A 25,717-nucleotide genomic window follows, 5' to 3' on the forward strand; every position below is an offset into this window, starting at 1 on the left:
CGCGTCCCGCCGGGACACCGCGCTCCGGCCGGTGTCCCGGCGGGGAGCCGGCGCCTCGGCGGGGAGGTGGTCCGCCGGCCCTTCAGGCGGGCTTCAGCGGGGCCGCGGCTAGCCTGGGCTCGCGCGGGGCCCCGCGCGCCGAGCCCGGGGAGGCCGCCATCCGCATCCTGGTCGTCGACGACGAGATCAACCTGCTCCGCGCCCTCGAGACGGGCCTGGAGGCCGAGGGCTTCGCCGTGGACACCGCGACCACCGGCACCGACGCCCTCTGGTACGCGCAGGAGGCCGACTACGCCGCCATCGTCCTCGACCTGATGCTCCCGGACGTCAGTGGCTTCCGCGTCTGCGAGCGGCTGCGCGCCGCCGAGGACTGGACCCCGATCCTGATGCTCACCGCGAAGGACGGCGACCTCGACCAGGTCGAGGCCCTCGACACCGGCGCCGACGACTACCTCACCAAGCCGTTCTCGTTCCCGGTGCTCGTCGCGCGGCTGCGCGCCCTCATCCGCCGCGGAGCCGCCGAGCGGCCCACGGTGCGCGTCGTCGGCGATCTCGTGCTGGATCCGGCGTCCCGGACCGTCGAGCGGGGCGGAGTCGCCGTGCCGCTGACCGCGCGCGAGTTCAGCGTCCTCGAGTACTTCGTCTCGCGGGCGGGCGAGGTCGTCTCCAAACGCGACGTCCTCGGAGCCGTCTGGGACTTCGACTACGACGGCGACCCGAACATCGTCGAGGTCTACGTCCGCACCCTGCGCAACAAGATCGACCGGCCCTTCGGTCGCGACACCCTCCGCACCAGGCGCGGGGCGGGCTACACGCTGGTGGCCGGGTGAGCCACCGGAGCCTGCGGACCCGCATCACCGCGGCCGCGACCGCCGTGGTGGCCGCCGCCGCGCTCCTCGGGAGCGTGCTCTTCGTCCTGGTCCTCTCCTCCGTGCTCGCCTCGAGCGCCGCCTCCGCCGCCGACGCCGAGGCGGAGCGGGTCGCTGCGCTGGTCGAGCAGGGCGGCCCGGAGGCCGTCCGCGGCTCGGAGGGACTGGTCCAGCTCGTCGTCGACGGGCGGGTCGCCGCCGCGGGCGAGGACGCGGAGGACCTCCCTCCGCTCGCGCTGGCCGAGAGCGACGACCCGGTCACGGTCGACGTGGACGACGAGGGGCCGGTGGTGGTCGCCGCCCGCGAGCTCGACGACGACTCCCTCGTCGTGGTCGGCGTGCCCGACGAGGGCCGCGAGGAGGCGGTGTCCACGACGATCGGGCTGCTCGCGGTCGCCGTCCCGCTGCTGATCGCGCTGGTGGCGGTGGTGTGCGCCGTCGTCGTCGGCCGGGCGCTGCGCCCCGTGGAGCGGATGCGCGCGGAGGCCGAGGCGGTCACCTCCTCCGCCCTGGACCGCCGGATCGCCGCTCCCGGCTCCGGCGACGAGGTCGACCGGCTGGCGCACACCCTCAACCGGATGCTCGATCGGCTGCAGAGCGGGCAGGAGCGGCAGCGGCGCTTCGTCTCGGACGCTTCGCACGAGCTGCGCTCCCCCGTCGCGGCGCTGCGCCAGACCGCGGAGGTGGCGCTCGCGCACCCGGACCGGCTCGACTCCGCCCGGCTGGCGAGGACGGTCGCGGAGGAGTCGGTGCGGCTCGGCGGGCTGATCGAGGGCCTGCTGCTGCTCGCCCGGGCGGACGAGGCGCGCCTGGCCGTGGCGGCGGCTCCGGTGGACCTCGACGACCTCGCCCTCGGCGAGGTGCGGCGCCTGCGCGACTCCGGAGCCCGCGTCGACGCGAGCGGGATCTCGCCCGTGCAGGCGGTGGCCGACGAGGCCCTGCTCTCGCGGGCGCTGCGGAACCTGGTCGACAACGCGCTGCGGCACCGCTCCTCGCAGCTGGCGCTCTCGACACGGGTCGACGGAGCGGAGGCGGTGCTCGCGGTGGACGACGACGGGCCGGGGATCCCGGCGGCGGAGCGCGAGCGGGTGCTCGAGCGCTTCGTCCGCCTCGACGAGGGCCGGGCGCGCGACGCCGGAGGGTCGGGCCTCGGCCTGGCGATCGTCGCCGGGCTCGCGCGGGCCCACGGCGGACGGGTCGTCGTCGGCGACTCGGCGCTGGGCGGCGCCCGGGTCGAGGTGCGGGTGCCGCTCGTCCGCTGAGCGGGCGCTTCAGGCCTGCTTCAGCGCCCGACCGCGAGAGTGCTGGAGGCGTCGACGAGCGGCGCCGGGACGGAGCCATCGTGCAGAAGAAGACGAAGATCATCGCCGGGATCGCCGGAGCGGTCGTGCTGATCGGAGCCGGGACGGGCATCGCCTACGCGGCGACCGACGGCTTCGAGGGGTCCGACTCCCTCACCGGCAGCGAGCTGGACCGCGCGAGCGAGGCCGCGCTCGCCGAGATCGGCGGCGGGACCGTCACCTCGGCCGAGCGCGACGACGACGGCGCCACCGGCTACGAGCTGGACCTGACCGACCGCGCCGGCCTCGAGTACGAGGTGCGCCTCGACGACTCCTTCGCCGTCGTGTCCGTGGACCCCGACGACCGCGCCCTCCAGGCCGGCTCCGGCGACGACGGCGTGCCTGCCGGCGACCCGACCACGGCCGCCGTTGACCCGGACGACCTCACCGGCGACGACCTCGCCCGCGCGAGCGAGGCGGCGCTGGGCGCCGTCGGCTCCGGGACCGTCACCGAGGCCGAGCGCAGCGACGACGCCGACCACGCCTTCGAGGTGGAGGTCACCCGCGAGGACGGCACGGACGTGGACGTCGAGCTCGACGCCGCGTTCGCCGTGCTCTCGACCCAGGAATAGCGCTCTAGCGGCCGCCGGGGCCCTTCGCGGCCCCGGGTGCGGCACCGCTGCCCGCGGGGGCGCCGACGCCGGTCGCCGCACCGCGAGCGCCCGGGCCGTTGCCGCCCGCGTTGCCGTTGCCGTTGCCGTTGCCGTTGCCGTTGCCGTTGCCGTTGCCGTTGCCGTTGCCGGGAGCGTTCCCGCTGTTCCCGGGTGCGTCGCCGCTGTTCCCCGGAGCGTCCCCGCTGTTCCCCGGAGCGTCCTCGCCGGGAGCGGCCGGGGTCTCCTCCGCGGGCTCCTCCGGCTCGGTCGGCGTCTCCTCCGGCTCCGACTCCTCGGGCGAGGGGGCGGGGTCGTCCTCGGTCTCGACGGGGGCCGGCGTGTCCTCCGGCTCCTCCTCGACCGGGGTCGTCTCCTCGGGAGCCGGGGCGGTCGTCTCGGCCGGCGCCGGCTCCGGGGCTCCCGCGATCAGGGCCTCGAGGTCGCCGCGGACGACGTCGACCTGCGCCTGCACCGTCGCTGCGCGGTCGGAGCTGACGGAGCCCTCGGCGAGCGCGGCGTCGAGCGCCGATTGCAGCGAGGCGAGCTCGGTGAGAGCGCCCTGGTAGTCGTCGGCCGAGGCCTTCTCGGCGACGGCCACCACAGCGTCGTCGAGGGTCTGGGCGGTGCCCTCGTCGATGCCCTGCGGCGCGGAGGAGCATCCGCTCAGCAGCAGGACCGAGGCGAGCACGGCGCCGGCGGCGCGCAGTCGGAGGCCCCTCACGAGCGGATGCTCTCGCGCAGCTGACGGAGGTGGTCGCCCAGCTCGCCGTCCACCTGCGGCAGAGGCGACTGGGGACCGTCGATCAGGATGATCGCGAGCCCGACGGCGACCGCGACCAGCGCGAGCACCAGCACGATCAGCCACGGGCTCGGGCCGCGGCGCTGCGGAGGGGCGGCCGCGGGGCGGAGCGGAGCCGTGCGCGGCGCCGGAGCGGTCTGCGGTGCCGGAGCGATCCGCGGTGCCGGAGCGATCCGCTCGGTCGCGGTGAAGCGCTGCGTCGGAGCGATCGCCTCCGTGGCCGGGTTGGCGTCGGCCGCGAGCCGGCGGGTCGGATCGAGCGCCTCCGCCCGCGTGATCGGCTCGGTCTCGGCGAGCGCCTCCGTCGACATCACCCGGGTGGCGGGGACGTCGGGCACGACGATGGCCGCCGGCGGGGAGTCGCGCCGCGGATCGATCAGCCGGCGCGCCGACTCCGCCACCTGCAGCGCGGCGGGACGCTCGCCGGGCTCGCGCCGCGTCATCGCGGTCAGGAGCGAGGTCCAGCCGCTGCCGAGCGACTCCGACACCTCGGGGTCGCGGAGCAGACGGGCGAGCGTGACCTCGATCGCCGAGCCCGTGAACGGGCGGCGGCCGGTCAGCGACTCCAGGAGCACCAGGCCGAGGGAGTAGATGTCGCTCGCCGAGGTGACCGGGTCGCCGTGCGCCTGCTCGGGGCTGAGGTAGGCGGCGGTGCCGATGAGGGTGCCGGGCGCGGTGATCCGCGTCGCGTCGATGAGGGAGGCGATGCCGAAGTCGGCCAGCTTCGGGCGGAACTCGCGGCTGGTCAGCGGGCTCGGGACGAGCAGCACGTTCGACGGCTTCACGTCGCGGTGCACGACTCCGGCCGCGTGGACCGTGTGCAGGGCCTCGCCGAGGTCGCCCGCCATCGAGGCGACGTCGTTCGGCGCGACCGGGCCCTCGGCGAGCCGCTCGGACAGGCTCGGGCCCTCGGCGAGCTCCATCACCATGTAGGCCTGGCCGTTGGTGTCGTCGCCGCCGTCGTGCGCGTCGTAGAGGGTGACGAGGGCGGGGTGGTTGAGCGCCGCGAGCAGCCGGATCTCGGACGCCTTGCGCTGCAGGTCCTGCGCGTCGTCGATGCCGGGGGCGAACATCTTCAGCGCGACGGAGCGGCCGAGGACGCCGTCTCGCGCCCGGTAGACCGTGGCCATGCCGCCCCGGCCGATGAGCTCCTCGATCGTGTACCGGCCGTCGACCGTCGTCCCGACGATGCGGGTGTCGCCTGTCCGGTGGGATGCCACGGGTCCTCCTCGCGGTCGGCGGCGGGTGTGCCGCGCCCCCCGGTGCGACCGTCGACCCAGGGTAGTACGTCGACCCTGCACGCCGCCCTCCCCCGGCCGGGCTGTCAAGCGGGTGCCCCCGCGCGCGCCCCGACGTAGCGTCGGAGGTCCCGACGAAAGGCGACGACATGGACCAGGACCGCACGGAGCAGGACGACCAGGGCTCGACCATCGGCAAGCCGGACGGGGCGGCGCCCGCCACCTCCTCCGAGAGCGAGACCATCGAGAAGGACATCTCGGAGTCGCCCGGCAGCGAGCGCGAGACCGAGGCCAAGCAGGACTCGGATCCGGCGGAGAGCCGCACCGAGGTCTCCGGCTCGGCCGAGGTGAAGGCCGTGCCCGGCACGGGCGGCCCGGACGACGTGGGCGACGTCGAGGTCGACCCCGACGAGGTCTCGCTGAACGGCAAGCCGTTCCCGGGTCACGCGGGCACGAAGTAGGACGCCCGGGAGGGGCGGGGCCGCGGCTCCGCCCCTCCCGTGCTCTCCGGTCCGCCCACCACCGGTCGTCCGCCCTCGCCCGGAGGTTCCGCGGACCGCGCGGATCGTCCCGCGCCTGTCAGGCGACCGGCGTCAGGCGACCGGCGTCAGGCGATCGGCGTCAGCAGGCCCGGGTCGCGGCGGTCGACCGTGCGGGAGTTGTTCACGCGGCGGTCGACCGGGTGGGCCGTGACGGTCGACGCCATCGCGACGGACGCCCGGTCGAGGGTGGCGAGCATCTCCTCGGCGGAGGCGAGCGGAGCCGGGTCGAGCCAGGCGTCGCGCACGTCGGGCGTGAGGAACACGGGCATCCGGTCGTGCACCTCGCCGGAGGCGTCGCGCGCCTCGCGGGTGATGATCGTGAAGGAGACGCGCCAGTCGTCGCCCTCCTTCCGGGCCGTGTAGAGGCCGGCCGCGGCGAGGTTCGACTCCTCGCCCTGCAGGAACCAGGGCTGCTTGCCGTCGGCGCGGGCCTCCCACTCGTAGTACCCGCGCATCGGCACGATCGCGCGCTGCTTGGCGAACGCCCCGCGGAACAGGCCGTTCGTCGCGACCGACTCGAGGCGCGCGTTGATCGGCGAGGGCCCCCTGCCCTTCGACCAGGACGGGGTGAAGCCCCAGGACGCGAGCTCCAGCTCGCGCTCCCGCTCGCCGTCGTGGAGCCGCTCGCGCACGATCGGCGCGACGTCGGTGGGAGCGACGCTGTAGTCGGGCGCCCAGTCCTCGGCGCGCCCGCCCGCGGCGACGAACTCGCGGATCAGCTCATCGGTCTCGGAGTCCATCGCGAAGCGGCCGCACATGCGGGACAGGCTACGCCGCACCTCCGACGCCGCGCGAGGCGCCGGGTCCGACCACCCGGGACTTCGCGGACCAGAAGCGCATCAGCGCGCCGGCGAGGACCGAGCCCAGCGCGCCGGCGGCGAGGTCGCCGAGCGTGTCCTCGTAGCCGACGAAGATCGAGGAGTCGATGAAGCGGTGCCCCGCCCACTCGCCCCACTCCCACAGGACGCCCGCCGTCGTCCCGAAGCAGGCGCAGAGCACGACCGCCGGGAGCAGCGGCCCGCGATCGCCCGCGACCGCCGGCACGACTCCGGCCCGCGCGGCGACGATGTAGGCCACCGCGGCGATCAGCCCGTTGAGCACGCAGTGCACGACCAGGTCCCACTGCGGCCACGCCTCGTACAGGCCGAGGACGCTGCTCCAGGACGCCACGAGCAGCGCGAGCCCGAAGAGGGCGTCGAGCGCCGGACGGATGCCGAGGAAGCGCGGCAGCACCAGCCCGATCGCCGCGAGCGCGAGCACCGCCACGTCGACCAGGTCCCAGCCGATCGCGGCCGCCACGATGCTCGCCGCCCCGATCGCGCGGATGCCGTCGGCCGTCCACTCCCCGCGGGTGCGCGGGGGCTCGAGGAAGGTCTCGACGAGGGCGGAGCCGCTCACGGCTTCGTGAAGCGCAGCACGGCCTGGACCGGCTCGTGATCGGAGGGCGCCGCTCCCCCGTAGCGGACGGCGTTGATCCCCGCGGAGACGACCTCGAAGGCGCCCTCGCTGACGAGCAGCCAGTCGATCCGCTTGCCCGGCGCCGGCGCGCGGTAGTTCGAGAAGGTGCTCCACGAGTGGGTGAGGTGCTTCTCCGCCGTCTCCCACGCGTCCACGAGGCGGCCCTCCTCGAGGATCGTCCGGTAGGGGACGGTGTCGACGTCGGTGTTGGTGTCGCCCATCACGATCGCGGGGCGTCCGAGCTCGAGGACGCGGCGGGCGATCAGCTCGGCGGAGCGCTGGCGCGAGCGCCGCGAGATGTGGTCGAAGTGGGTCGAGACCACGGTGAGCTCGCGGCTGGTCGCGTGATCGGTCAGCTCCGCGATCACGGCGGTGCGCGGGATGCGGTTGCCCCAGCTGCGCGAGCCGGCGACGTCCGGGGTGTCCGAGAGGGCGATCTGGGTCCAGTGCCGGACGGCGTAGCGGCTGCGGTCGACGAAGAGCATCACGCGCTCGCCGCCGCGGTCCGCGTCCCGGCCGAAGCCCATCGCCTCGAAGGAGGAGCCCAGCGCCTCGTGCACGGCGGCCGACTGGTCCGGCAGCGCCTCCTGCACGGCGAGGATCGAGGGGCGCTCCTGCTCCAGCACCCGCTGGACGAGCGGGCGGCGCCGGTCCCACTGGTCGACGGCGCGGGAGGTGAGGCGCGGCATCCGGCGGCGGATGTTGTAGGTCATCACGTGCAGATCGGGCGCCTCGGTCGGGCCGATCAGAGGCGTCGCGTCGGTCATCACTCCACCCTACGGGGGCGGATCGAGGTGCCACGGAGGCTTGCGGTGACCGCTCCCGCCCGCTCTACTTCGGACATGCCCCTCTCCCAGGACCTCACCGCTCTCGCCGACGAGCGCTTCGTCTCGCTCACCACGTTCCGGAAGTCCGGGGACGCCGTCTCGACCCCGGTCTGGATCGCCCGCGACGGCGACGAGCTGATCGTCACCACTCCCCGCCGCAGCGGCAAGGTGAAGCGCCTCCGCAACGACGCGCGGGTGACCCTCGTCCCCTGCGACCGCCGCGGCCGCGTCTCCGACTACGCGGTGCCGGTCGAGGCCGCCGCGGAGATCGACGCCGACCCCGGCGAGGTCGATCGCCTGGGCCGCGTGTTCCTGGCGAAGTACCGGCTCGAGTACCGCGTGTTCCTCCTGATCGAGGGCCTGGTCACCCGCGCCGACCGCACCCGCGTGATGCTCCGCGTCTCCGACCGCTGACCCGGCACCGCCCTACACCCCCGGAGGCTCCCGCCGGAAGGCCTGGGGGCCGCCGGACCCGAGGTCTACCGTGGGGCGATCGCCGGTGCCCCTGCGCGCTTCCCGCGTGCGCTCCGGCGGCAGTCAGAAGGAGCACGCAATGAGCATCGGAGCAGGGATCTTCCTCCTCGTCGTCGGCGCGGTCCTCGCCTTCGCGGTGGACGTGCAGGTGTCCGGGATCGACCTGAAGCTGGTCGGCTACATCCTCATGGCGGCCGGAGCGGTCGGCCTGATCCTCGGGCTGGTCCTGCTGACGCGCCGCCGCCAGGCCGTCTCGACCACGCGCTCGGCCGTCGACCCGGCCAGCGGCGAGCAGGTCACCCGCCGCTCGAGCGAGAGCGACGGCCCGCTGATCTGATCGGCGGAACGACGAAGGGCGGGACCTCGCGGTCCCGCCCTTCGTCGTTCACGGCCCTACTCGGCGGGCTCGTCCGGCTCGCCGCCGGAGACGGTGTCGGTGTCGCCGCCACCGGAGGAGGTGTCCGTCCCGGTGCCGTCGGGGAGGTCCTCGGTCTTCTCGGTGTCCTCACCCGTGGTGCGGTCGGTGCTCATGGCGCTCTCCCTTCGCGTCGGCGACCTGCCGACCCTCCCACTCTGCTCCGCCCGCGCCTCGCGGGGCAGGGGGTAGCGGAGGCGGAGGGCGGCGTGGAAGGCGCCTACTCCTCGACGACGATGGTGGTGATGACCGGGTTCCGGCGGTGGCGGCGGGTCAGCCAGCGGCCGAGGGTGCGCGTGATCAGCGCCTCCATGGCCTCGAGCTCGACCGGCTTGCCCGCGGCCTGCAGGACGGCGTCGTCGATCGCCTTGCTCGCGTTGGCCTTCCAGCCCGGCTCCTCGACGAAGCCGCGGGTGAAGAACTCGACCGGCTCGCCGAGCGTGCCGCGGTCGAGGTCGGCGATGGCGAGGACCGTGATGGCCCCCTCCTCGGCGAGGACGATGCGGTCGTTCATCGCGTCCTCGGTGGCGACGCCCATCGTGGTGCCGTCGACCAGGATCTGGTCGGCCGGGATGCGCCCGCTGATGCGCGAGCGGCCCTTCACCAGGTCGATCGAGACGCCGTCCTCGATGACGAAGACGTCCTTCTCGTCGATCCCGGTGCGGGTCGCGATCGCCGCGTTCGCGGTGAGGTGGCGCCACTCGCCGTGCACGGGGAGCACCGCGGTGGGGCGGAGGATGTTGTAGCAGTAGGCGAGCTCGCCCGCGCTGGCGTGACCCGAGACGTGCACCTTGGCGTTGCCCTTGTGCACGACCGTGGCGCCCCAGCGGGTGAAGGCGTTGATGATCCGGTAGATCGCGTTCTCGTTGCCGGGGATCAGCGAGCTGGCCAGCAGCACGGTGTCGCCGGGGCCGATGTCGATGATGTGGTCCTTGTTGGCCATGCGCGAGAGCGCCGCCATCGGCTCGCCCTGCGAACCGGTGCAGATCATCACGATCTCGGTCGCGGGGAGCTTCTCGAGCACCTTCATGTCGACGACGAGGCCGGCCGGGATCTTGAGGTAGCCCAGGTCGGCGGCGATGCCCATGTTGCGGACCATCGAGCGGCCGACGAAGGCGACCTTGCGGCCGTGGCGCTGCGCGGCGTCGAGGACCTGCTGGATGCGGTGCACGTGGCTCGCGAAGCTGGACACGACGATGCGGCGCGGCGCGGTGCGGAACACCTGGTCGATCGCGGGGGCGAGGTCGCCCTCCGAGATCGCGAAGCCGGGGACGTCGGCGTTCGTGGAGTCGACCAGGAACAGGTCGACGCCCTCGTCGCCGAGGCGCGCGAAGCCGGGGAGGTCGGTGGTGCGCCCGTCGAGCGGGAACTGGTCCATCTTGAAGTCGCCCGTGTGCAGCACGAGGCCGGCCTCGGTGCGGATCGCGACGGCGAGCCCGTCCGGGATGGAGTGGTTCACGGCGAGGAACTCGAGGTCGAAGACGCCGGCGTCGATCCGGTCGCCCTCCTTCACCGGGCGCGTGCGTGGCGTGATGCGGTGCTCCTGCAGCTTCGCGCTGATCAGCGCGAGGGTGAAGGTCGAGGCGATGATCGGGATGTCGCCGCGCTCCTTGAGGAGGTACGGCACGCCGCCGATGTGGTCCTCGTGGCCGTGGGTGAGGACGATGGCCTCGATGTCCTTCAGGCGCGAGCGGATCGCGGCGAAGTCGGGGAGGATCACGTCGATGCCGGGCTGGTTCTCCTCGGGGAAGAGGACGCCGCAGTCGACGATGAGCAGCTTGCCCTTGTGCTCGAAGACGGTCATGTTGCGGCCGATCTCGCCGAGGCCGCCGAGCGGGGTGATCCGCATGGCGCCCTTCTCGAGGGGCTTGGGCTTGGGGAGCTCGAGGTGGTGGCGGGCGGGCTTGGCGGTTCTGGCGTTTCTCATGCGGTTCTTCCGGGAGGGAGTGGCTGGACGCGGGCGCGCGGCGCAGGGTCCGACCGCGCGCCCGGTCGGGCCGCGGTGATGTGTCGCTCCGGCGCTGTGAGCGCTGTCGGGAGCGGGTGGAGGTGTGCGGGACGGGGCCGGGCGGGGCCGCTCTCAGCGGGCGGTGCCGTCCGTGCGGCGCGCTCTCGCGCACCGACCGTCCCGTACATCCTGCCAGCGTTCCCTGGGTCGCGGGTCCAGGAGGCGGGATCCGGGCCTCGCAGGCGCTCAGGCGCGCGCGTCCTCGACCTCTCGCCGACCCACCGCGTCCTGGCGGCTGCGGAGGAGCTGGCGGCCTGGCGCGCGTGACGGGCGCCGTTCGATGGCTTTACTGCGCTTCACTCGATCTGGATAAAGCACAGTAAGACTCCTGAACCGGCCCGTATGGATGCCGTCGACAATCCCTACACGCCGAACGCGGGAGCGCGACCGGAGATCCTCATCGGCAGAGACGAGCAGACCCAGGCGTTCCGCACCCTGCTGACGCGCCTGCGACGGGGCCGCACGAACCAGTCGATGATCATCACGGGGCTGCGGGGCGTCGGAAAGACGGTCCTTCTCAACGGCTTCCGGACGATCGCCCAGGAGGAGAACGGGGACAGTGATCGAGTTCGAGGCGGTCAAGCACGACGAGGGCCGGTTCCGCCAGGTGCTGGCAACCCAGCTCAAGGCGGCACTCCTCCGCCTGTCCCCCCGCGCGAGATGGACCGACCGCGGGAGGCACGCCGCCGCGGTCTTGAGCGCCTTCGCGGTGTCTGTCGGAGCGGACGGCGAGTGGTCCATCGGATGGGATGTACCGCTGGCAGAAGGAGTGGCCGATCATCGGGATCTCGGACTGGACCTGACGGACGTCCTCGTCGCCGTGGGTGAAGCGGCGGCCGAGCAGGGCGAGGGGATCGTCCTGCTCATCGACGAGGTCCAGATCCTCGACTCACCGCAGCTCGAAGCGCTCATCCAAGCCATCCACAAGACCGTGCAGCGGAGCCTCCCCGTCACGTTCGTCGGTGCCGGTCTTCCGCAGATCGCCGAGCTGGTGGGCGATGCGAGATCGTACGCCGAGCGGCTCTTCACCTTTCCGCGGATCGACTCGCTCGATCACGACGAAGCGGTAGCGGCTCTCCGAGAGCCGGCAGCGGCCGAGGGCGCGGTCTACGACGACGACGCTGTTGAACTCGCAGTCGAGATCACGACCGGATACCCCTCTTTCATCCAGGAACTGGGCTACCAGGTCTGGACGGTGGCTGAGAACGATCGCATCCACCGGGAGGACGTCGAACTGGCGAGGGAGGCATACGAGGCGAAGCTGGACAGCTCCTTCTTCCGCGTGCGACTCGATCGGGCGAGTCCACTTCAGACCGCGTACATGCGAGCCATGGCGGAGCTCGGACCAGAGCCCCAGAAAGCGGGCGACGTCGCGGCGCTTCTGGAGCGCGCGTCCACTCAGCTCGGATCGGTCCGCGCGGAGCTGATCGGGATGGGGCTCCTGTTCACTCCCGAGCACGGGTACGCCGCGTTCACTGTTCCGGACTTCGACCGGTTCATGAAGCGTGCAGTCCCCGTCTTGGAGGTGCCTCCCGTCGTGAGCCGGGGAGCCCGTCGAGCACCCGCCACCGAGGTCTGAGCCAGGCCGCACCCGTTCACGGCCGCCCGGCGTCAGGACTCGTCGGCCTCGAACCGCAGGGGCCGGTCGGCCACCGGCAGCCCGGAGCCGCGCACGGCGGCCTCGATCGCGGCGTGCCCGCCGTCGGGCGCGACGATCCGCAGGCCGTCCTCGGTCGCCCAGTAGGCGGTGACGCCGTGCTCCTCGACGAGGGTCGTGAGCAGCGCGGCGGTCCGCTCCTGCTCGCCGGGACCGACGGTGATCGCGGCCCAGGGACCGGAGATCTCGACCGGGGCGCCCCGCTCCGCGCCCGCAGCGTCCCGCAGGTCCTCCGCCGCCCGGACGATCGGGAGCAGCGCGGGCAGCCCGCCGGAGACGTCCTCGAAGGAGTCGAGGGCGAAGGCCCCCTCGCGGAGCGACGCGTGCAGCTCCAGGCCGCGGCCGAGCCCGTCGATCCGCTCGAGCAGGGCCGACGCGTCGACAGCGGGAGCGGGGCACGCGGCGGTCGGCTCCTCCGCGCCCGCGAAGGAGAGGGTGTTCCCGCCTGCGGACGTCGCCCGGAACGACCACAGCACCGGATCCGCGTACTCGGTCGCACAGGCCGTCGCGAGGGCGTCGGCGAGCGCCGGCTCCTCGACCGCGACCCCGACCCAGGAGGTCGGCGGGCCGAACGCCGGCGCCTCGACCCAGCGCTCGGCGCCGTCGAGGGAGACTCCGGGCACCGCGGCGACCTCGCTCGTCAGACGGTCGAAGCCGGCGTCGGGCCGTGCGAACGGCGTCTCGTCGATCGTCCAGACGAGGAGCGTCAGCCCGCCGGCGGCGAGGGCCGCGGCGAGGACGCCGGCGACGGGGAGGAGGAGGCGACGGGACACGCCCCCATCCTCGCTCCCCTCCTCCGCGGCGTCACGTGGACATCGGGTGAACGGACGGTGCGCCGGCGTCGACGGCTCCCGCCTCGATCGAGCGCATCATCCGGGTGTTCACGGGCGACGGGTGGACCGAGTCGACCCGGACGCCGGTGCCCGCGACCTCGAGGGCCGCGCTCCTGGTGAGCCCGGCGACCCCGCGCTTCGAGGCGACGGAGGGGCTGAGGCCCGGGGCGCCGTCGAGCCCGGCGACGGAGGAGGTGGTGATCACGCTGCCCCGCCCCTGCTCGATCATCCGCGGCAGCACCGAACGGAGCCGGTGCCGACCCGCTCCCAGCACGCTAGGCGGCGGCCGACCGCCTGCCACGGGGGTCGACCTCCGCGGGGGGCAGGGGTTACCGGCGCAGTCCCGAGACGAGCGCGAGGAGCCCGTCCATCGACTCGACGACGAGGGGCGGGAGGTCGCCGCGCTCGGCGACGAAGGCGATCGGGTTGGTCGCGACGACGTGCCCGGCGAGCTCGCCGTCGACGTGCACGACCAGGAGGCCCGCCCCCTCGGCCTCGGGGGTGCCGACCACGACCTCCCGCTCGCCGAGGAAGCCGGTGCGCGGTTCCGTCCGGGCGGTGCGGATCCACGCGGGCAGCGGCTCCTCGGCGACGTACCTCGAGAGCGCGTCCTCGAGCGACGGGCAGGTCACGTCCTCCTGCGGCAGCCCGAGGCGGTGCGCCTCGAAGCCGCCGTCGACCGGCGTGATGAAGCCGAGCACGGCCTCCGGCTCCCGCGGGTCCTCGGTGCGGGCGCGGACCCGCCAGCCGTCGTCGCCGACCGGGTCGAGCTCCACGTCGTCGACGGTCGCGGGCAGTGCTGTGCGGATCACGGGTGGTCCTTCCTCGAGGGACCGTCCAGTCCACCGGACGGCGGAGGGCGCGTCACCGGGGTTGACGACGGTCGCACCACCCGCATCGAGCACGCCCGCTCCAGACGCGTCCGACTGCTCCCGCTCCGGCACAAGGCCCAGCGCGCGGGCCGCCGTCTCCGCTTGACTGGGGGCGACGCGCTGACCCTCGGCGCACCCGGGAGGCGACATGGCGAACCACCGTTTCGAGCTGCGGTCCGGCCGCGGGATGGGCGTCTCGGCGGCGGGCGATCCCGTCGCCGACCGGCTGGTGGTGTTCTGCCACCCCACTCCCGGAGCGGGCGGCTTCGACCCCGACCCGACCGTCACCGGTCCGTGGGGTCTGCACCTGCTGATCCTCGACCGCCCCGGCTACGGCGCCTCGGACCCGGTCGACGCCGCTCACGGCCGCGTCGAGGACCGCGCGGACGACCTCGCCGAGTACCTGCGCCGCTCCGAGCGCACAGCCCGCATGGTCGAGGGCGCCCGCTTCGGCAGCGTCGGCGTGGTCGGCTGGGGCTCCGGCGGCGCGTTCGCGCTCTCGCTCGCGGCCCGGCACCCCGACCTCGTGGACCGCCTCGCGCTGGTCGGCACCCCCGCGCCCCCGCAGGCCGGCGTGATCGTGCACCCCACCAGCGCGTGGGAGCGGCGCGAGACCCTCCGCGGAGAGGACGCCGACGCGATCGCCGCCGCCCTCCCGCAGACGCAGCCGGGCCTGGACGCGCTCGGGATCGACTCCGACGACCCGGTGCTCGCCACCCACGGCGGACTGCGCAACCGGCTGGAGCGGATGCTCGCCGAGGGCTGGCGGCAGGGCCCGAGCGGCGCCGCGACCGACCTCGCGGCGCTCCGCGACGGCTCCTGGGCCGACGACCTCGACCGGGTGACCGCCGAGACGCTCCTGGTCCACGGCGACGCGGACCCGGTGGCGAGCGCCGAGGACGGCCGCTGGTACCGCGGCCGCCTCGCGCGGGCGCGCACCGTGACGGTCGACGGAGCCGGCCGGCTGGCGCTCGTGCGCGAGTGGCGCCGGATCCTCGACCACGTCGCTCCGCTCGAGCGCGGGGCGGAGGGCCGATGAGCCGCCTGGGCGCGGGCCCGCTCGTGCTCGTGTCGGCGATGGCGGTCTCGGGAGTCGTGCACCTGGTGCACCCGCGGACCTTCGACGCGGTCGTCCCGCGAGGGATGCCCGGCTCGGCGCGCGGATGGGTCCTCGTCTCGGGAGCGGCGGAGCTGGTCTGCGCGGCCGCGACGCTGCACCCGCGGACCCGCGCGGCCGGCGGTCTCGCCTCCGCCGCCCTGATGGCCGCCGTCCTCCCCGGCAACGTGCAGATGGCGCGGGACGCCCGTCGGCCTCGGACCCGGGTGATCACGCTGCTGCGCCTCCCGCTCCAGATCCCGCTCGTGCTCTGGGGTCTTCAGGCGGCACGCAGCCGCTGACGCAAGCCCGCGCGTGCGCGGATCGCCCGCTGCTACCGTCCAGGCATGACCGACCAGAGCGCGGACGACCGCCACGACCAGCTGACCAGCGCCCCGAAGGCGACGGAGGCCGACGCGGCCCCGCGCATCGAGGTCTCCACCACCGAGGCCGGCGACACCCGCATCGACATCCGCGAGGACGCCGCCGTGCGACCGGGCCGTGTCGACGAGAACGGCGACGAGCTCGACGAGAGCCGCGACGATGCCTGAGCGCCGCCGTGCCGCGCTCGTCTACAACCCCGTCAAGGTCGACCTGGAGTCGGTGAAGGCCGCTGTGAAGCGCGCCGAGGAGGCCGCCGGCTGGGAGGAGACGCTCTGGTACGAGACCTCCGTCGAGGACCCCGGGGCCGGTCAGACGAAGGAGGCCCTCGCCGCGGGCGCCGACGTCGTGATCGCGGCCGGCGGCGACGGGACGGTCCGCGTCGTGGCGGAGGCCCTCCGCGGCTCCGACGCCTCGCTCGCGCTGCTGCCCTCCGGCACCGGCAACCTGCTCGCCCGCAACCTGAACCTCACGCTCGACGACATCGACAACTCCCTGACCGTCGCGTTCTCCGGACAGGACCGGGCGATCGACGTCGGGATGATCGACATCGAGACCTCCACGGGCCGCGACCGCCACGCCTACGTCGTGATGGCGGGCCTCGGGATCGACGCGAAGATGCTCGCCAACACCGACGACGACCTCAAGAAGCGGGCCGGCTGGCTCGCCTACGTGGACGCGCTGCGGAAGGCCCTGCTCGACAAGAACCAGCTCGAGTTCCGCTACCGCCTCGACGGCTCGAAGACCCGCAAGGTGCGCGCGCACACGATCATCGTGGGCAACTGCGGCGCCCTGCCGGCGAACATCCTCCTGCTGCCGGACGCGGCCGTCGACGACGGCGAGTTCGACATCGTCCTGCTGCGCCCCGAGGGCTTCTTCGGCTGGGTGCAGATCATCTTCAAGGTGGTGTGGGAGAACGGCGTGCTCCGCCGCAGCGGCGTCGTCGGCAAGAAGCTGATGGGGCTGACCAAGGAGGTGTCGGCCCTGCGGTACGTGAAGGGCCGCGACCTCACGGTCCGCCTCGAGCACGCGCAGGAGATCGAGCTCGACGGCGATCCGTTCGGCTCGACCTCGGCGTTCCGCACCTGGATCGAGCCCGGCGGGCTGACGGTGCGCGTCCCGGCGTAGCGCCGGCGGCGGCCGGGCGGATCCGCCCGGTCCGCCTCCCGCCGGGAGAGAGGATCGTCATCCCTCCCGGCGGAGGCGTCTGCTCCGAGCAGGGCGGTGCAGTGCGGCTTCGGGTACCGCACCCCATGCACCTGCATGAACACGGCGACTGTAGTGCGGAATCCGTCGCCGCCGCAACGATCCGCGGGGCTCCGGCGGCTCGAATGGGTAGTTCCACCGTGCGATGCTCCGTGGCAGCGACGGATTCCGCAGCTGACTCGCCCCGGCAGGAGCGTCATCGCCCGTCCGTCGATCGACGAGGCTTCTCCTCGGCACGGTGCCGACACGCGCACGAAACGCCCGCCCGCTAGCGTGCGGACATGACATTCCGTGCGTCAGCCGCGCTCAGCGCGCTCGTGGCCTCCTCCCTCCTCCTCGCACCCGCCGCCATCGCCTCCCCCGCCGCCCGCGCGGGCGCCGTCGACGGGGGCACCAGCGCCGGCGATCCGTACTTCCCCGGCCTCGGCAGCAGCGGCTTCGACGCCCTCACCTACAGCCTCGTCCTGAAGTACGATCCGGCGACCCGGGCCCTCGGCGGCAGGGCCGTGGTCACCCTCGCGCCCCAGAAGGACCTGCGCTCGCTCTCCTTCGACCTGACCGGCCTCACCGTCTCGAAGGTCACCGTCAACGCCGGGGGCGCCCGGTTCTCGCAGTCGGGGGACGAGCTGACCGTCACGCCCGCCCGGACCCTCCGGAAGGGCCTGCCCGCACTGGTGAGCATCGACTACGCCGGGACCACCGGGAACCCCGTCGACGGCACCGGGGCCCCCTTCGGCTGGTGGTCGACGGACGACGGCGCCCTGGTCGCCAGCGAGCCGGACGGCGCCTCGACCTGGTACCCCGTCAACGACTCGCCCGCCGACAAGGCGCGCTACACCTTCAGCATCACGGTCCCGGAGGGCCGGACGGTGGTCGCGAACGGCCTGCCGGTCGGCTCCCCCACCACGTCGAAGGGGTGGACGACCTCCCGCTGGGTCGAGACCAGCCCGATGGCGAGCTACCTCGCCATGGTGAACATCGGCGACTACGACCTGGTCCGCTCCACCCAGGGCGGCGTGACGACCATCGACGCGATCGACCGGGACATCACCGGCGACACCCGCGCCCGCACCGAGGCGGCCCTCGCGAAGCAGGGCGCGATCATCGACTACTTCTCCTCCGTCTTCGGCCCGTACCCGTTCCGCTCGGCCGGAGCCGTGGTCGACGACGAGCGGATCGGCTACGCCCTCGAGACCCAGGGCCGCTCGTTCTACTCCGGCGGCGCGGACGAGTCGACCGTCGCGCACGAGACCGCGCACCAGTGGTACGGCGACAGCGTCACGCCTGAGACCTGGTCCGACATCTGGCTGAACGAGGGCTTCGCGACCTACGCCGAGTGGCTCTGGGAGGAGCACACCGGCGGCGCGAGCGTCACCGAGTCCGCCGCCCGGGTCGCCGCCGCTCCCGCCGACGACCCGTTCTGGTCGACCGCCGTCGCCGACCCCGGAGCCGCGGGCCTCTTCGACGCGCCCGTCTACGCCCGCGGCGGCCTGACGCTCGTCGCCCTCCGCGACCGGATCGGCGCGGACACGTTCGGCGTGCTGCTGAAGCGCTGGGCCTCCGAGAACCGCTACTCGAACGCGACGACCGCCGACTTCCAGGCCCTGGCCGAGAACGTCTCCGGCTCCGACCTGGCGGACTTCTTCGACGCCTGGCTGCGCACGCCGGAGAAGCCCGCCGGTCTCTGACCCCCGCATCGCCGCGGCGCGGGCGGGGTGTCAAGGAGGGACGGCAGGTCGGCCCGAGCCGATACCGTCCCTCCATGGGCTTCTTCGACCGCAACGACTCCTCGACCAGCGCCGCCGCGCCGCAGCCGAGCGCACCCGATCCGCAGCGGCGGGTCTGGAGCGACGGCCTCGGCCGGTTCGCCACCCGCTGCCTCCAGGTGGTCATCGTCCTCCTGCTGGCCTCGGTGCTCGTCTTCGCGATGACGCAGCTCACGCTGGTGCTCATCCCCGTGATGATCGCGCTCATCCTCGCCGCGGCGATCCACCCGGTGCTGGCGTGGATGCGGCGCAAGGGCGTGCCGTCGATCCTCGCGACCTGGCTGGCGCTGATCGGGCTGCTCGCGGTCCTCGGCGCGGTCGGCTGGCTGATCACGGTCGCGGTCCGCAACCAGTGGGACGAGCTGGTCAGCAGCGCCTCCGACGGCGTCACCTCGCTGCAGGACTACGTGCAGCACCTGCCGTTCCAGATCACCGACGAGCAGATCGAGTCCGCCCGCCAGTCGGTCGTCGACTTCCTCACCTCCAGCTCGTTCGGCAACGGCGCGCTCGCGGGCGTTTCCGCGGCGGCGAACTTCATCACCGGCCTCGTGCTGATGATCGTGGTGCTGTTCTTCTTCATGAAGGACGGCCCGAAGATCTGGGAGTTCCTCCTGCGCCCCTTCACCGGCTCGGGCTACGAGCGCGCCAAGCGCGTCGGGCACAAGACGGTCGACGTGCTGGGCGGCTACGTCCGTGGAACGGCGACCGTCGCGGCGGTCGACGCGATCGGCATCGGTGTCGCGCTGGCGATCATCCAGGTGCCGCTGGCGATCCCGCTGGCCGTCATCGTCTTCCTCACCGCGTTCATCCCGATCGTCGGAGCCACGGCCGCCGGCATCCTCGCCGCTCTCGTCGCCCTGGTCGCCAACGGCCCGGTCGCCGCGCTGATCGTGATCCTGGTCGTCATCGGGGTCAACCAGCTCGAGGGCAACTTCCTCCAGCCGGTCGTGATGGCGCGCTCGCTGAAGCTGCACCCGCTGATCGTCCTGATCGCCCTGACCGTGGGCACCGTCCTCGCCGGCATCGTCGGCGCCGTGCTGGCCGTGCCGATCGCGGCCGTCGTCTGGGGCATCGTCTCGATCTGGAACGGACCCTCCGACCCCGCCGAGCCCGCGCGGCAGAAGCGCGCCGAGACGGTCTAGGCCCCCGGGACCGTCGAGCGCGGGCCTAGCGCTCGACGATCCCGTCGCGCAGCGCCTGCCGACGGAGCGAGATCTTCGTGCCGACGGCCAGCCCCTCCGCCCGGTACTTGCCCCGGGCGCTGCGCAGCGAGCTCCGCGCGGCGTCCTGGGTGATGCCGAGGAGCGTGGCGACCTGCTTCAGCGGCATCCCGTCGACGAAGAGGCGGACGATCTCCCGCTCGCGGTGCGTCAGGGTGCCCGGGCGGTCGGGCCCGAGCAGCTCCCGCGTCTGCGCCGTCAGGAAGCGCTCGTCGCGCGCCGCCGCCCGGATCGCCGCGAGGATCGTCTCGGTCCGCTCGCTCTTGACCACGTAGCCGTGCGCCCCGGCCTCGAGCGCCCGGCTGATCGTGCCCGGGTCGGAGTGCGTGCTGATGATGATCGTGGCGGCGCCGGCGGCCGCGATGACCCGGATCTTCATGGCGAGGTCGAGCTCGTCGCCGAGGTCGATGTCGAGCAGCACCACGTCGGTCGGGAAGGCCGGGTGCGCGAGCAGGTCCGTCCAGGTGCCGGCCGTCGCCGCCACGCGGATGTCCGTGCCCGAGCGGCGGATCCACTCCGCCAGCGCCGCCAGCAGGATCGGGTGGTCGTCGAGGATGGCCAGCGTGATCGCGGGCTCGTCGCTCATGTCGTCGTCCTCCTGCGGGGCCGGTGGGCGACGAGGATCCTCGTCGCGCCGTGGTCGGTCGTCGTGCGGTGCTCGCCGAGCTCGCTGAGGATGCCCCAGACCGAGCGGTCGAGGTCGCGGGCGCGGATGCCCGCGGCGACCAGGGCGAGCTCCACCCCGCCGCCCTGGCCCGGCTCCAGGCGGACGGCGAGCGGAGTCCTCCCCGCGGGGGCGGTGAGCAGCCAGAGCACCGAGAGCAGCCGCGAGCGGTCGAGCGGGGCCAGCAGCGCCGCAGCCCCGCTCGGATCGTCGATCGCGACAGCGGAGGACAGCAGCGCCGACTCCTCCACCGCGATCCTCAGCCAGGTGCGGTCGTGGCTGCGGGCGAGCGCCTCGCGGAGCTCGTCTCCGAGCACCCGCGCCCGCTCGCCCAGCTCCTCGTCCAGCGGCACCGGCGTCCGGACCCGCTCGAGGAGCTCCTCGATGCGGGCGTCCACCTGCGAGAACTCGTCGTCCGCGGCGTGGACGGTGCCGTCGGCCAGGCTGCGGTCGAGCGTGCGCCGCACGTACTGGTCGAGCGAGGTGAGCACGACGACGCACACGGCCGCGGGCGCGACGGCGAGGAGGACGTTGCTCACCGCGAGGGCGGCGCCTCCGTCGCCGAGGAGCGCCTGGCCGACGAGGCCGAGCGCCGTGAGCCCGACCAGGACCACCAGAGCGAGGAACGAGCGCGAGAGCGGCTGGAAGGTGATCAGCGCGATCACGCCCGCGCCCACTCCCACGCAGACCGACGGGTAGTACATCGGAGCCGGTGTCGGCAGGGCGTGGTCGGCGAACTCGAGCAGCAGCGCGGCCACGTCCACAGCGAGGACGCCCGCGAAGGCCCGGCGCGGCAGCTCGCCGTGGCGGCGGAGGGCGATCGAGACCCCCACCGCGCTCGCGGCGACGACCAGCAGCCAGGAGAGTCCGCTCAGCCAGGTCGCGGACCGCGCGTCGAGGGACCAGAGGTACGAGATCACTCCGCGGATGTCGAGCAGCACCGCCATCGTGAGGAAGCCCAGCCCGAGGTAGCTCCCGCTCAGGCGGTTCGGCCGGGTGAGGCGCTCGCGGATGCTCCACAGCGCGCCCGGGCTCCTGTCCGCCGCCCGGACCAGCTCCAGGAGCGTCCCCTCCTCCTGCCGCGACCCGCTCACAGCGGCACGCTCAGCAGCACGGTCGCGCCGGACCCGGGCGCCGAGAAGACCCGGACCTCGCCGCCCACCGCCTCGATCCGGCCGACGACCGACTCCGCGAGGCCGAGGCGTCCGGCCGCCACCGCGGCCGGGTCGAAACCGCGCCCCTCGTCCGAGACGACGACGCGGAGCGAGCCCGCCTCCTCCGCCACGCTCACGTGGGCCAGGTCCGCTCCGGAGTGGCGCCGCACGTTCTCGAGGCACTCCCCGGTCGCGCGCACCACGGCGTCGAGCACCTCCGGTCGGATCCGCGGCTGCGCACCGCCGTGCCAGCGCACCTCCACGCCCACCGCCGCCGACCGCCGACCGAGCGCGAGGAGCGCCTCCGGCACCCCGGCCGCCCCGTCCGGGTCCGGCTCCTCCACCGTCTCCAGACCGCGCAGGAGGGCCAGGTCGGCGGCGGCCCGGTCGCGCAGCACGGGAGCGGGCACGCCCTCCCCCCGGTGCGCCACCATTGTCAGCGTCGCCAGGATCGTGTCGTGCATCAGCCGCGCGTCGGCGCGGTGCCTGGACTCGCTCTCGCTCGAGCGGCGCTCGGCGTCGTGGGCGGTCCGGAGGCGGGCGGTGCCGACGTGCGCACGCGCGACGCAGCCCGCGAGCCACCGCGCGGCGGTCAGGAGCAGCGCCCAGCAGACGACGACCGAGATCAGGACGAAGGGAGCGCGCCCGGACGCGCCCGTCGCCGCCGCGCCGAGGGCGAGGACCGGGAGCAGCGCGAGGACCGCGGCCCACGGCATGCCCCGCCAGGAGCCGACGGCGAGCAGCGCGCACGGCAGCGCCATCGAGGCGAGCATCGTGATCCCGCCCAGAACGGCGCGGAGGGAGGCGTCGACGCCCGGCGAGAGGAAGGCGGCGAGTGCCGCGACGTCCAGCGCGGATCCCAGGATCACGGCCCTCGTCCCGGTCGCGACCGATCGGCCGGGCGCGAGCTGCACGAGCGCCGAGACGACCAGTAGCGCCAGGCTCGGCAGCACCGTGGTCAGCTGCGCGGGCGTCAGGGCGAGCAGGTGCAGCGCGGAGGCGGCGGTCAGCACCCCGCCCGCACGCCGGGCGCAGAGCACGCCGACCTCGCACTGCTCGCGCAGCAGCACCGCGGCGTCGGCGGGCCGGGGAGGCAGTGGCACGGTGACCTCGGGAGGACGGGCTCCGGGCTCGTTCCGGGGCGACGGTGGCGGGGAGGCTGTGGCGGGGATCGGCGGCGGGGAACGGCGCGATCCGAGTCGTATCGTGGCACACCGCGACCCGCCCGGACAGCGGTTCCGGCCGCCTCGCGCACGCGGATCGGCGCGCCGTCTGACGCCGGCGGTCGCGCTCGGGGGCCGTGATCCCGTAGAGTCGAGACATCTCCTGGGCGATCGCCCGAATTCCACGGCTGAGAAGTCGCACGACGACGAAGAGACTCAGCCCCTGATAGAGACCGCACCGACCGAGAGCATCGTCCTCGGTCGTCCGGTTCGAACGCCCGCCTCGCACGCGGGTACCGCCCTTCACAGGACGCCGCGGAAGCCGCGCCGTTCCTCGTTCGACCCCCGCTCCACCGGCACGCCCGGTCCGCGGGACGTTCTCCCCCGCAGAGCCGCCCTCCCCCGGAGGCGCGAGCTCAGCCCCTAGACGACCCGGGCGACTCCGGCAGACGCGTGTTTCACCCGCGGAGGCCGAGTCGAGCGGGTACCGCACACTCGTGCGGACTCTGACGACGCAGGCCCCGGTCGGCGTCATTAACACATAAGGAAAAGAAATGCCTACTGGCACCGTTAAGTGGTTCAACTCCGAAAAGGGCTTCGGCTTCATCGCTCCCGACGACGGAGGCGCCGACGTGTTCGCGCACTTCTCCGCCATCGCGAAGCAGGGCTACCGCGAGCTCGTCGAGAACCAGCACGTCGAGTACGACGTCGAGCAGGGCCGCAAGGGCCCGCAGGCCGCGAACATCCGCGGCGTCGGCGAGTAATCTCCGACTTACGACGCCCCGTCGACCAGGATCCCCGGATCCGGTCGGCGGGGCGTCCGTCGTTGACGGGGTGATTACGCCCCCGGCCGGCGGAGGCGAAACCCGTGCCACCCCTCCGGGCCGCAGGATCGGTATCCTCTCCGTGGCGGCTCCCGAGCTCACGGAGCCCGCGACGCCGTCCGGGACTCCGGCGCGTCGGCACGACTTCACGGCGGAGACAATGGGACGACTGATCTACGGACCGCAATCACTCGAGATCGACTTCGAGGACCGGCTCCTCGCGCACCTCAAGGTCGCGATGTTCACCAAGATGCGGCGGAACGAGTCGTTCAGCCTCTCCTGGAGCGAGCCGGAGTCGTCCGGCTACGGCCGCAGCTCCGTCTGGGTGCACCCGACGACTCCGCTGCACTTCCGGTTCCACGGCAGCAAGCGGCCGTCGCTGAACCGCCTGTGGATCGAGCAGTTCATCGCGAGCGCGAACAACACCGGCGAGATGACCGTGGTGCCGGAGCCGGCCGAGGGCTCCTGAGCCGCGACGCTCCTCAGACCACGAGCGGCCGGGCCGTGTGCACGAGCTCCTCGTGCGACAGGGCCCGGAGGCGCTCGGCGATCTCGGCACGGGCGCCCGCGTCGACCGACGCCCGGGCGTGCTCCTGCGGCCGCAGCGGCGTGAGGGTGACCAGGTCGGCGTGACCGGTCGCCAGGTCGAGCCGCTCGGGCAGGCCGGGGCTGCGCAGGCCCAGGAGGACGCCGACGGTGCCCTGCTCATCGGTCCAGGCGGGCGGCGCCGCGACGTTCGCGAGCCGCGCCGTGTCGAGGGAGCTGCGGCAGCACACCCCCTGGAGGGCGGCCCGTCGGGCGGCCTCGTACAGCAGGCGGAAGTGCCAGTGGTTCCAGAGCTCGGCGGTGGGGACGCCGCGGACGGCGGACGTCTCGAGGCACAGCTCGAGGCCGAGACCGGTGCCGGGATGCGCGAGCCGGTCGAAGGGATCGCTCAGCCCGTCGGTAGCGAGCACCACGGAGGCGCCGCGGTCGACGCGCAGGAACGCACGGTGATCGGTGGGCCAGCGCGCGCCGCCGCGGACGCCGGGATCCTCGGTCGAGACGACGACGGTGCGATCCAGCGCACCCACTCCGCGCCAGGCGTCGGCCCGGTCCTCCGCCACCGCCTCGGCCAGCGCCCGCCTCTCGTCCTCGGTCCATCGGACCTCACGAGTGCGGTTCAGGAACAACGACATGGGACTCCCCGTCCGCGCGACCGGCGTGCCGCGCTCCCGGAACGCTACGGCGCCCACCCCTGCTCCTCCTCCGAGCAACCGGAACGCCAGCTGTGTTTGTTGCGCGGCGGTCCCCGCCCGCCGCGGCGCGGTCGGCTCCCAGGAGTGGCCGGGCAGGTGGAGCGAGTCGCGACCGGCTACGCCGAAACGCTGGAACGCGTTTCGACGGTTCGCCTCACGGCGGTGTTCACTCCCGCGGCGGTCCCCGCCCGCCGCGGCGCGGTCGGCTCCCAGGAGTGGCCGGGCAGGTGGAGCGTGTCGCGACCGGCTACGCCGAAACGCTGGAACGCGTTTCGACGGTTCGCCTCCGGCGATGTTCACTCCCGCGGCGGTCCCCGCCCGCCGCGGCGCGGTCGGCTCCCGCAGACAGCCGGGCAGGTGGAGCGGGTCGCGTCCGGCTACGCCGAAACGCTGGAACGCGTTTCGACGGTTCGCCTCACGGCGCGCCGCCGTGGCCGTGGATGGAGGAGTCGATGGCCCGCGCGGCCGGGCGTCCACCGCCGCTGTGTCCGCGAGGCGAACCGGCGGAACGCGTGTCAGCGGTCCGTCGTAGCTGGACGCAGGACGCTCCACCCGCCCGGCCATCCCGAGTAGCCGACTGCGCCGCGGCGGGCGGGGACCGCCGCGGAAGAAGGCTCAACCCAGCGGGTTGATGCCGTTGGTGCGCCAGCGCTCGTCGGCGAGCTGGCCGGGGGTGCCGGCGCTCGCGTTCTCGCCCAGGGGCTCGCCGCCCTCGACGGCGTCGGCGCCGAGCGCGGTGCCGGCTCCCTCGGCGGTGCTGCCGGGGGGAAGCAGGCCCTCCTCGTCCTCGCGGGGGCCGACCTCGTCCTCGGGGGCGTTCTCGGAGCCGCTCTCGCTCATCGGGTCGTAGCCGTGGTCCGGGTCGCGGCTCTCGTCGGCCGTCGTGTTCTCCTCGACCTCGGCGTCGGCGGGGCGGACGTCGTCGGCCTTCTCCGCATCGGTGGAGGGGGTGGCCTCGAAGCCTGCGAACTCGGGGCTGTCGTCTGCGCTCATGGCCGCCACGGTAGCACCGGGCCCGCGGGCACCGGAGGGGGTTCCGCCGGGCGCCCGCGACGCCTCCGCTCAGCGGTCACGCCCTAG

The 25,717-nt window shown here is 73.8% G+C and carries 30 protein-coding genes and 1 pseudogene; 16 read left to right on the forward strand and 15 right to left on the reverse strand.

The genetic code is table 11. The features are described from left to right. The first annotated feature begins 158 nt into the window (after positions 1-158). The 3 genes from C5B98_RS04190 (at position 159) to C5B98_RS04200 (ending at position 2,781) form a co-directional block, all read left to right on the forward strand. Positions 159-830 (forward strand): response regulator transcription factor, encoded by a 672-nt coding sequence (locus C5B98_RS04190; protein ID WP_104249963.1) that lies wholly within the window; start codon positions 159-161, stop codon positions 828-830. Then, entirely contained in the window at positions 827-2,131 is a 1,305-nt protein-coding gene (locus C5B98_RS04195) for an ATP-binding protein (protein WP_104327373.1), read from the forward strand. The genes C5B98_RS04190 and C5B98_RS04195 overlap by 4 nt, the downstream gene beginning before the upstream one ends. 80 nt (positions 2,132-2,211) lie before the next feature. Beyond that, entirely contained in the window at positions 2,212-2,781 is a 570-nt protein-coding gene (locus C5B98_RS04200) for a PepSY domain-containing protein (RefSeq protein ID WP_104327374.1), read from the forward strand. 4 nt (positions 2,782-2,785) lie between these two features. Here the strand turns inward: C5B98_RS04200 and C5B98_RS16830 are convergent, their stop codons facing one another. Continuing rightward, positions 2,786-3,523, reverse strand: a complete 738-nt coding sequence (locus tag C5B98_RS16830; RefSeq protein WP_181065451.1) for a hypothetical protein — start codon at positions 3,521-3,523, stop codon at positions 2,786-2,788. Further along, entirely contained in the window at positions 3,520-4,821 is a 1,302-nt protein-coding gene (locus C5B98_RS04210; RefSeq protein WP_104308332.1) for a serine/threonine-protein kinase, read from the reverse strand. Before C5B98_RS04210 ends, C5B98_RS16830 begins: the two co-directional genes overlap by 4 nt. A gap of 167 nt (positions 4,822-4,988) precedes the next feature. On the opposite strand from C5B98_RS04210, the gene C5B98_RS04215 reads away from it, so the two are divergent. Continuing rightward, positions 4,989-5,300 carry a hypothetical protein gene (locus tag C5B98_RS04215; RefSeq protein WP_104222919.1) on the forward strand — a complete coding sequence of 104 codons (312 nt, stop codon included), beginning with the start codon at positions 4,989-4,991 and terminating at the stop codon, positions 5,298-5,300. 146 nt (positions 5,301-5,446) lie between these two features. Here the strand turns inward: C5B98_RS04215 and C5B98_RS04220 are convergent, their stop codons facing one another. Genes C5B98_RS04220 through C5B98_RS04230 form a run of 3 tightly spaced genes read right to left on the reverse strand, consistent with a single transcriptional unit; the run spans position 5,447 to position 7,606 of the window. Further along, positions 5,447-6,139, reverse strand: a complete 693-nt coding sequence (locus tag C5B98_RS04220; RefSeq protein ID WP_104222920.1) for an SOS response-associated peptidase — start codon at positions 6,137-6,139, stop codon at positions 5,447-5,449. Positions 6,140-6,149: 10 nt separating this feature from the next. Further along, on the reverse strand, positions 6,150-6,779 hold the full coding sequence (locus C5B98_RS04225) for a hypothetical protein (protein WP_104222921.1): 630 nt from the start codon (positions 6,777-6,779) through the stop codon (positions 6,150-6,152). Continuing rightward, positions 6,776-7,606, reverse strand: a complete 831-nt coding sequence (locus C5B98_RS04230; protein WP_104222922.1) for an endonuclease/exonuclease/phosphatase family protein — start codon at positions 7,604-7,606, stop codon at positions 6,776-6,778. The genes C5B98_RS04225 and C5B98_RS04230 overlap by 4 nt, the downstream gene beginning before the upstream one ends. A 75-nt stretch (positions 7,607-7,681) precedes the next feature. Between C5B98_RS04230 and C5B98_RS04235 the strand changes: the two genes are divergently transcribed. Together C5B98_RS04235 and C5B98_RS04240 are read left to right on the forward strand one after the other, a co-directional pair. Continuing rightward, entirely contained in the window at positions 7,682-8,080 is a 399-nt protein-coding gene (locus tag C5B98_RS04235; RefSeq protein WP_104222923.1) for a PPOX class F420-dependent oxidoreductase, read from the forward strand. 139 nt (positions 8,081-8,219) lie between these two features. Continuing rightward, positions 8,220-8,477, forward strand: coding sequence for a DUF6458 family protein (locus C5B98_RS04240; protein ID WP_104222924.1), 258 nt, complete (start codon positions 8,220-8,222; stop codon positions 8,475-8,477). 56 nt (positions 8,478-8,533) lie between these two features. Here the strand turns inward: C5B98_RS04240 and C5B98_RS16835 are convergent, their stop codons facing one another. Both C5B98_RS16835 and C5B98_RS04245 read right to left on the reverse strand, forming a co-directional pair. Then, on the reverse strand, positions 8,534-8,671 hold the full coding sequence (locus tag C5B98_RS16835) for a hypothetical protein (RefSeq protein WP_159940924.1): 138 nt from the start codon (positions 8,669-8,671) through the stop codon (positions 8,534-8,536). Positions 8,672-8,775: 104 nt separating this feature from the next. Beyond that, complete coding sequence (locus C5B98_RS04245; RefSeq protein ID WP_104222925.1) at positions 8,776-10,482, reverse strand: ribonuclease J; 1,707 nt, start codon at positions 10,480-10,482, stop codon at positions 8,776-8,778. 423 nt (positions 10,483-10,905) lie between these two features. Here C5B98_RS04245 and C5B98_RS17210 point away from each other — a divergent pair. Then, a pseudogene (locus C5B98_RS17210) lies at positions 10,906-11,052 on the forward strand (ATP-binding protein); the annotation flags it as partial. 70 nt (positions 11,053-11,122) lie between these two features. After that, complete coding sequence (locus C5B98_RS04250) at positions 11,123-12,142, forward strand: ATP-binding protein (RefSeq protein ID WP_258062211.1); 1,020 nt, start codon at positions 11,123-11,125, stop codon at positions 12,140-12,142. Between the two features lie 32 nt (positions 12,143-12,174). Here C5B98_RS04250 and C5B98_RS04255 read toward each other — a convergent pair whose 3' ends face one another. The 3 genes from C5B98_RS04255 to C5B98_RS04265 are packed head-to-tail and all read right to left on the reverse strand — an operon-like array spanning position 12,175 to position 13,865. Next, positions 12,175-12,993 (reverse strand): hypothetical protein, encoded by an 819-nt coding sequence (locus tag C5B98_RS04255; protein ID WP_104222926.1) that lies wholly within the window; start codon positions 12,991-12,993, stop codon positions 12,175-12,177. Between the two features lie 31 nt (positions 12,994-13,024). Beyond that, complete coding sequence (locus C5B98_RS04260; protein WP_219814045.1) at positions 13,025-13,354, reverse strand: SDR family NAD(P)-dependent oxidoreductase; 330 nt, start codon at positions 13,352-13,354, stop codon at positions 13,025-13,027. Positions 13,355-13,382: 28 nt separating this feature from the next. Then, a complete protein-coding gene (locus tag C5B98_RS04265) occupies positions 13,383-13,865 on the reverse strand; it encodes a hypothetical protein (RefSeq protein WP_104222927.1) in 483 nt (160 codons plus the stop codon). A 208-nt stretch (positions 13,866-14,073) separates the two neighbouring features. Between C5B98_RS04265 and C5B98_RS04270 the strand changes: the two genes are divergently transcribed. The 6 genes from C5B98_RS04270 to C5B98_RS04295 all read left to right on the forward strand — a co-directional run bounded on the left by C5B98_RS04270 (position 14,074) and on the right by C5B98_RS04295 (position 19,516). Next, positions 14,074-14,964 carry an alpha/beta fold hydrolase gene (locus C5B98_RS04270; RefSeq protein WP_104222928.1) on the forward strand — a complete coding sequence of 297 codons (891 nt, stop codon included), beginning with the start codon at positions 14,074-14,076 and terminating at the stop codon, positions 14,962-14,964. Then, entirely contained in the window at positions 14,961-15,323 is a 363-nt protein-coding gene (locus tag C5B98_RS04275; RefSeq protein WP_104222929.1) for a hypothetical protein, read from the forward strand. The genes C5B98_RS04270 and C5B98_RS04275 overlap by 4 nt, the downstream gene beginning before the upstream one ends. 45 nt (positions 15,324-15,368) lie before the next feature. Then, positions 15,369-15,572, forward strand: coding sequence for a multidrug transporter (locus C5B98_RS04280; RefSeq protein WP_104222930.1), 204 nt, complete (start codon positions 15,369-15,371; stop codon positions 15,570-15,572). Further along, positions 15,565-16,530: a diacylglycerol kinase family protein gene (locus C5B98_RS04285; protein WP_104222931.1), complete on the forward strand. Its 966-nt coding sequence runs from the start codon at positions 15,565-15,567 to the stop codon at positions 16,528-16,530. Before C5B98_RS04280 ends, C5B98_RS04285 begins: the two co-directional genes overlap by 8 nt. A 359-nt stretch (positions 16,531-16,889) precedes the next feature. Beyond that, on the forward strand, positions 16,890-18,296 hold the full coding sequence (locus C5B98_RS04290) for a M1 family metallopeptidase (RefSeq protein WP_104222932.1): 1,407 nt from the start codon (positions 16,890-16,892) through the stop codon (positions 18,294-18,296). Between the two features lie 74 nt (positions 18,297-18,370). Beyond that, entirely contained in the window at positions 18,371-19,516 is a 1,146-nt protein-coding gene (locus C5B98_RS04295) for an AI-2E family transporter (protein ID WP_104222933.1), read from the forward strand. A 25-nt stretch (positions 19,517-19,541) separates the two neighbouring features. On the opposite strand, the gene C5B98_RS04300 is transcribed toward C5B98_RS04295, so the two are convergent. The 3 genes from C5B98_RS04300 to C5B98_RS04310 are packed head-to-tail and all read right to left on the reverse strand — an operon-like array spanning position 19,542 to position 22,515. Further along, the gene (locus C5B98_RS04300; protein WP_104222934.1) at positions 19,542-20,180 is read right to left on the reverse strand and encodes a response regulator; all 639 of its coding nucleotides are present in this window, start codon (positions 20,178-20,180) and stop codon (positions 19,542-19,544) included. Then, complete coding sequence (locus C5B98_RS04305) at positions 20,177-21,352, reverse strand: hypothetical protein (protein WP_104273765.1); 1,176 nt, start codon at positions 21,350-21,352, stop codon at positions 20,177-20,179. The genes C5B98_RS04300 and C5B98_RS04305 overlap by 4 nt, the downstream gene beginning before the upstream one ends. Continuing rightward, entirely contained in the window at positions 21,349-22,515 is a 1,167-nt protein-coding gene (locus C5B98_RS04310) for a sensor histidine kinase (RefSeq protein ID WP_104222936.1), read from the reverse strand. The genes C5B98_RS04305 and C5B98_RS04310 overlap by 4 nt, the downstream gene beginning before the upstream one ends. A gap of 614 nt (positions 22,516-23,129) precedes the next feature. On the opposite strand from C5B98_RS04310, the gene C5B98_RS04315 reads away from it, so the two are divergent. Both C5B98_RS04315 and C5B98_RS04320 read left to right on the forward strand, forming a co-directional pair. Next, positions 23,130-23,339 (forward strand): cold-shock protein, encoded by a 210-nt coding sequence (locus C5B98_RS04315; RefSeq protein ID WP_055786246.1) that lies wholly within the window; start codon positions 23,130-23,132, stop codon positions 23,337-23,339. Between the two features lie 220 nt (positions 23,340-23,559). Further along, positions 23,560-23,868, forward strand: a complete 309-nt coding sequence (locus tag C5B98_RS04320) for a hypothetical protein (RefSeq protein ID WP_104226101.1) — start codon at positions 23,560-23,562, stop codon at positions 23,866-23,868. 13 nt (positions 23,869-23,881) lie between these two features. On the opposite strand, the gene C5B98_RS04325 is transcribed toward C5B98_RS04320, so the two are convergent. Both C5B98_RS04325 and C5B98_RS04330 read right to left on the reverse strand, forming a co-directional pair. Then, entirely contained in the window at positions 23,882-24,577 is a 696-nt protein-coding gene (locus C5B98_RS04325; protein ID WP_104308330.1) for a hypothetical protein, read from the reverse strand. Between the two features lie 675 nt (positions 24,578-25,252). After that, on the reverse strand, positions 25,253-25,630 hold the full coding sequence (locus C5B98_RS04330) for a hypothetical protein (RefSeq protein WP_104314845.1): 378 nt from the start codon (positions 25,628-25,630) through the stop codon (positions 25,253-25,255). Positions 25,631-25,717 lie beyond the last annotated feature (87 nt).

It is taken from the genome of Rathayibacter sp. AY1A5 (assembly GCF_002930875.1).
GTDB lineage: Bacteria > Actinomycetota > Actinomycetes > Actinomycetales > Microbacteriaceae > Rathayibacter.

Excerpts from the sequence above, each read along its gene's own strand:
- C5B98_RS04215 (WP_104222919.1), top strand. The coding sequence starts at position 4,989 with ATGGACCAGGACCGCACGGAGCAGGACGACCAGGGCTCGACCATCGGC.
- C5B98_RS04220 (WP_104222920.1), bottom strand. The coding sequence starts at position 6,139 with ATGTGCGGCCGCTTCGCGATGGACTCCGAGACCGATGAGCTGATCCGC.
- C5B98_RS04230 (WP_104222922.1), bottom strand. The coding sequence starts at position 7,606 with ATGACCGACGCGACGCCTCTGATCGGCCCGACCGAGGCGCCCGATCTG.
- C5B98_RS04235 (WP_104222923.1), top strand. The coding sequence starts at position 7,682 with ATGCCCCTCTCCCAGGACCTCACCGCTCTCGCCGACGAGCGCTTCGTC.
- C5B98_RS04240 (WP_104222924.1), top strand. The coding sequence starts at position 8,220 with ATGAGCATCGGAGCAGGGATCTTCCTCCTCGTCGTCGGCGCGGTCCTC.
- C5B98_RS16835 (WP_159940924.1), bottom strand. The coding sequence starts at position 8,671 with ATGAGCACCGACCGCACCACGGGTGAGGACACCGAGAAGACCGAGGAC.
- C5B98_RS04245 (WP_104222925.1), bottom strand. The coding sequence starts at position 10,482 with ATGAGAAACGCCAGAACCGCCAAGCCCGCCCGCCACCACCTCGAGCTC.
- C5B98_RS04270 (WP_104222928.1), top strand. The coding sequence starts at position 14,074 with ATGGCGAACCACCGTTTCGAGCTGCGGTCCGGCCGCGGGATGGGCGTC.
- C5B98_RS04275 (WP_104222929.1), top strand. The coding sequence starts at position 14,961 with ATGAGCCGCCTGGGCGCGGGCCCGCTCGTGCTCGTGTCGGCGATGGCG.
- C5B98_RS04280 (WP_104222930.1), top strand. The coding sequence starts at position 15,369 with ATGACCGACCAGAGCGCGGACGACCGCCACGACCAGCTGACCAGCGCC.
- C5B98_RS04285 (WP_104222931.1), top strand. The coding sequence starts at position 15,565 with ATGCCTGAGCGCCGCCGTGCCGCGCTCGTCTACAACCCCGTCAAGGTC.
- C5B98_RS04290 (WP_104222932.1), top strand. The coding sequence starts at position 16,890 with ATGACATTCCGTGCGTCAGCCGCGCTCAGCGCGCTCGTGGCCTCCTCC.
- C5B98_RS04295 (WP_104222933.1), top strand. The coding sequence starts at position 18,371 with ATGGGCTTCTTCGACCGCAACGACTCCTCGACCAGCGCCGCCGCGCCG.
- C5B98_RS04300 (WP_104222934.1), bottom strand. The coding sequence starts at position 20,180 with ATGAGCGACGAGCCCGCGATCACGCTGGCCATCCTCGACGACCACCCG.
- C5B98_RS04315 (WP_055786246.1), top strand. The coding sequence starts at position 23,130 with ATGCCTACTGGCACCGTTAAGTGGTTCAACTCCGAAAAGGGCTTCGGC.
- C5B98_RS04320 (WP_104226101.1), top strand. The coding sequence starts at position 23,560 with ATGGGACGACTGATCTACGGACCGCAATCACTCGAGATCGACTTCGAG.
- C5B98_RS04325 (WP_104308330.1), bottom strand. The coding sequence starts at position 24,577 with ATGTCGTTGTTCCTGAACCGCACTCGTGAGGTCCGATGGACCGAGGAC.
- C5B98_RS04330 (WP_104314845.1), bottom strand. The coding sequence starts at position 25,630 with ATGAGCGCAGACGACAGCCCCGAGTTCGCAGGCTTCGAGGCCACCCCC.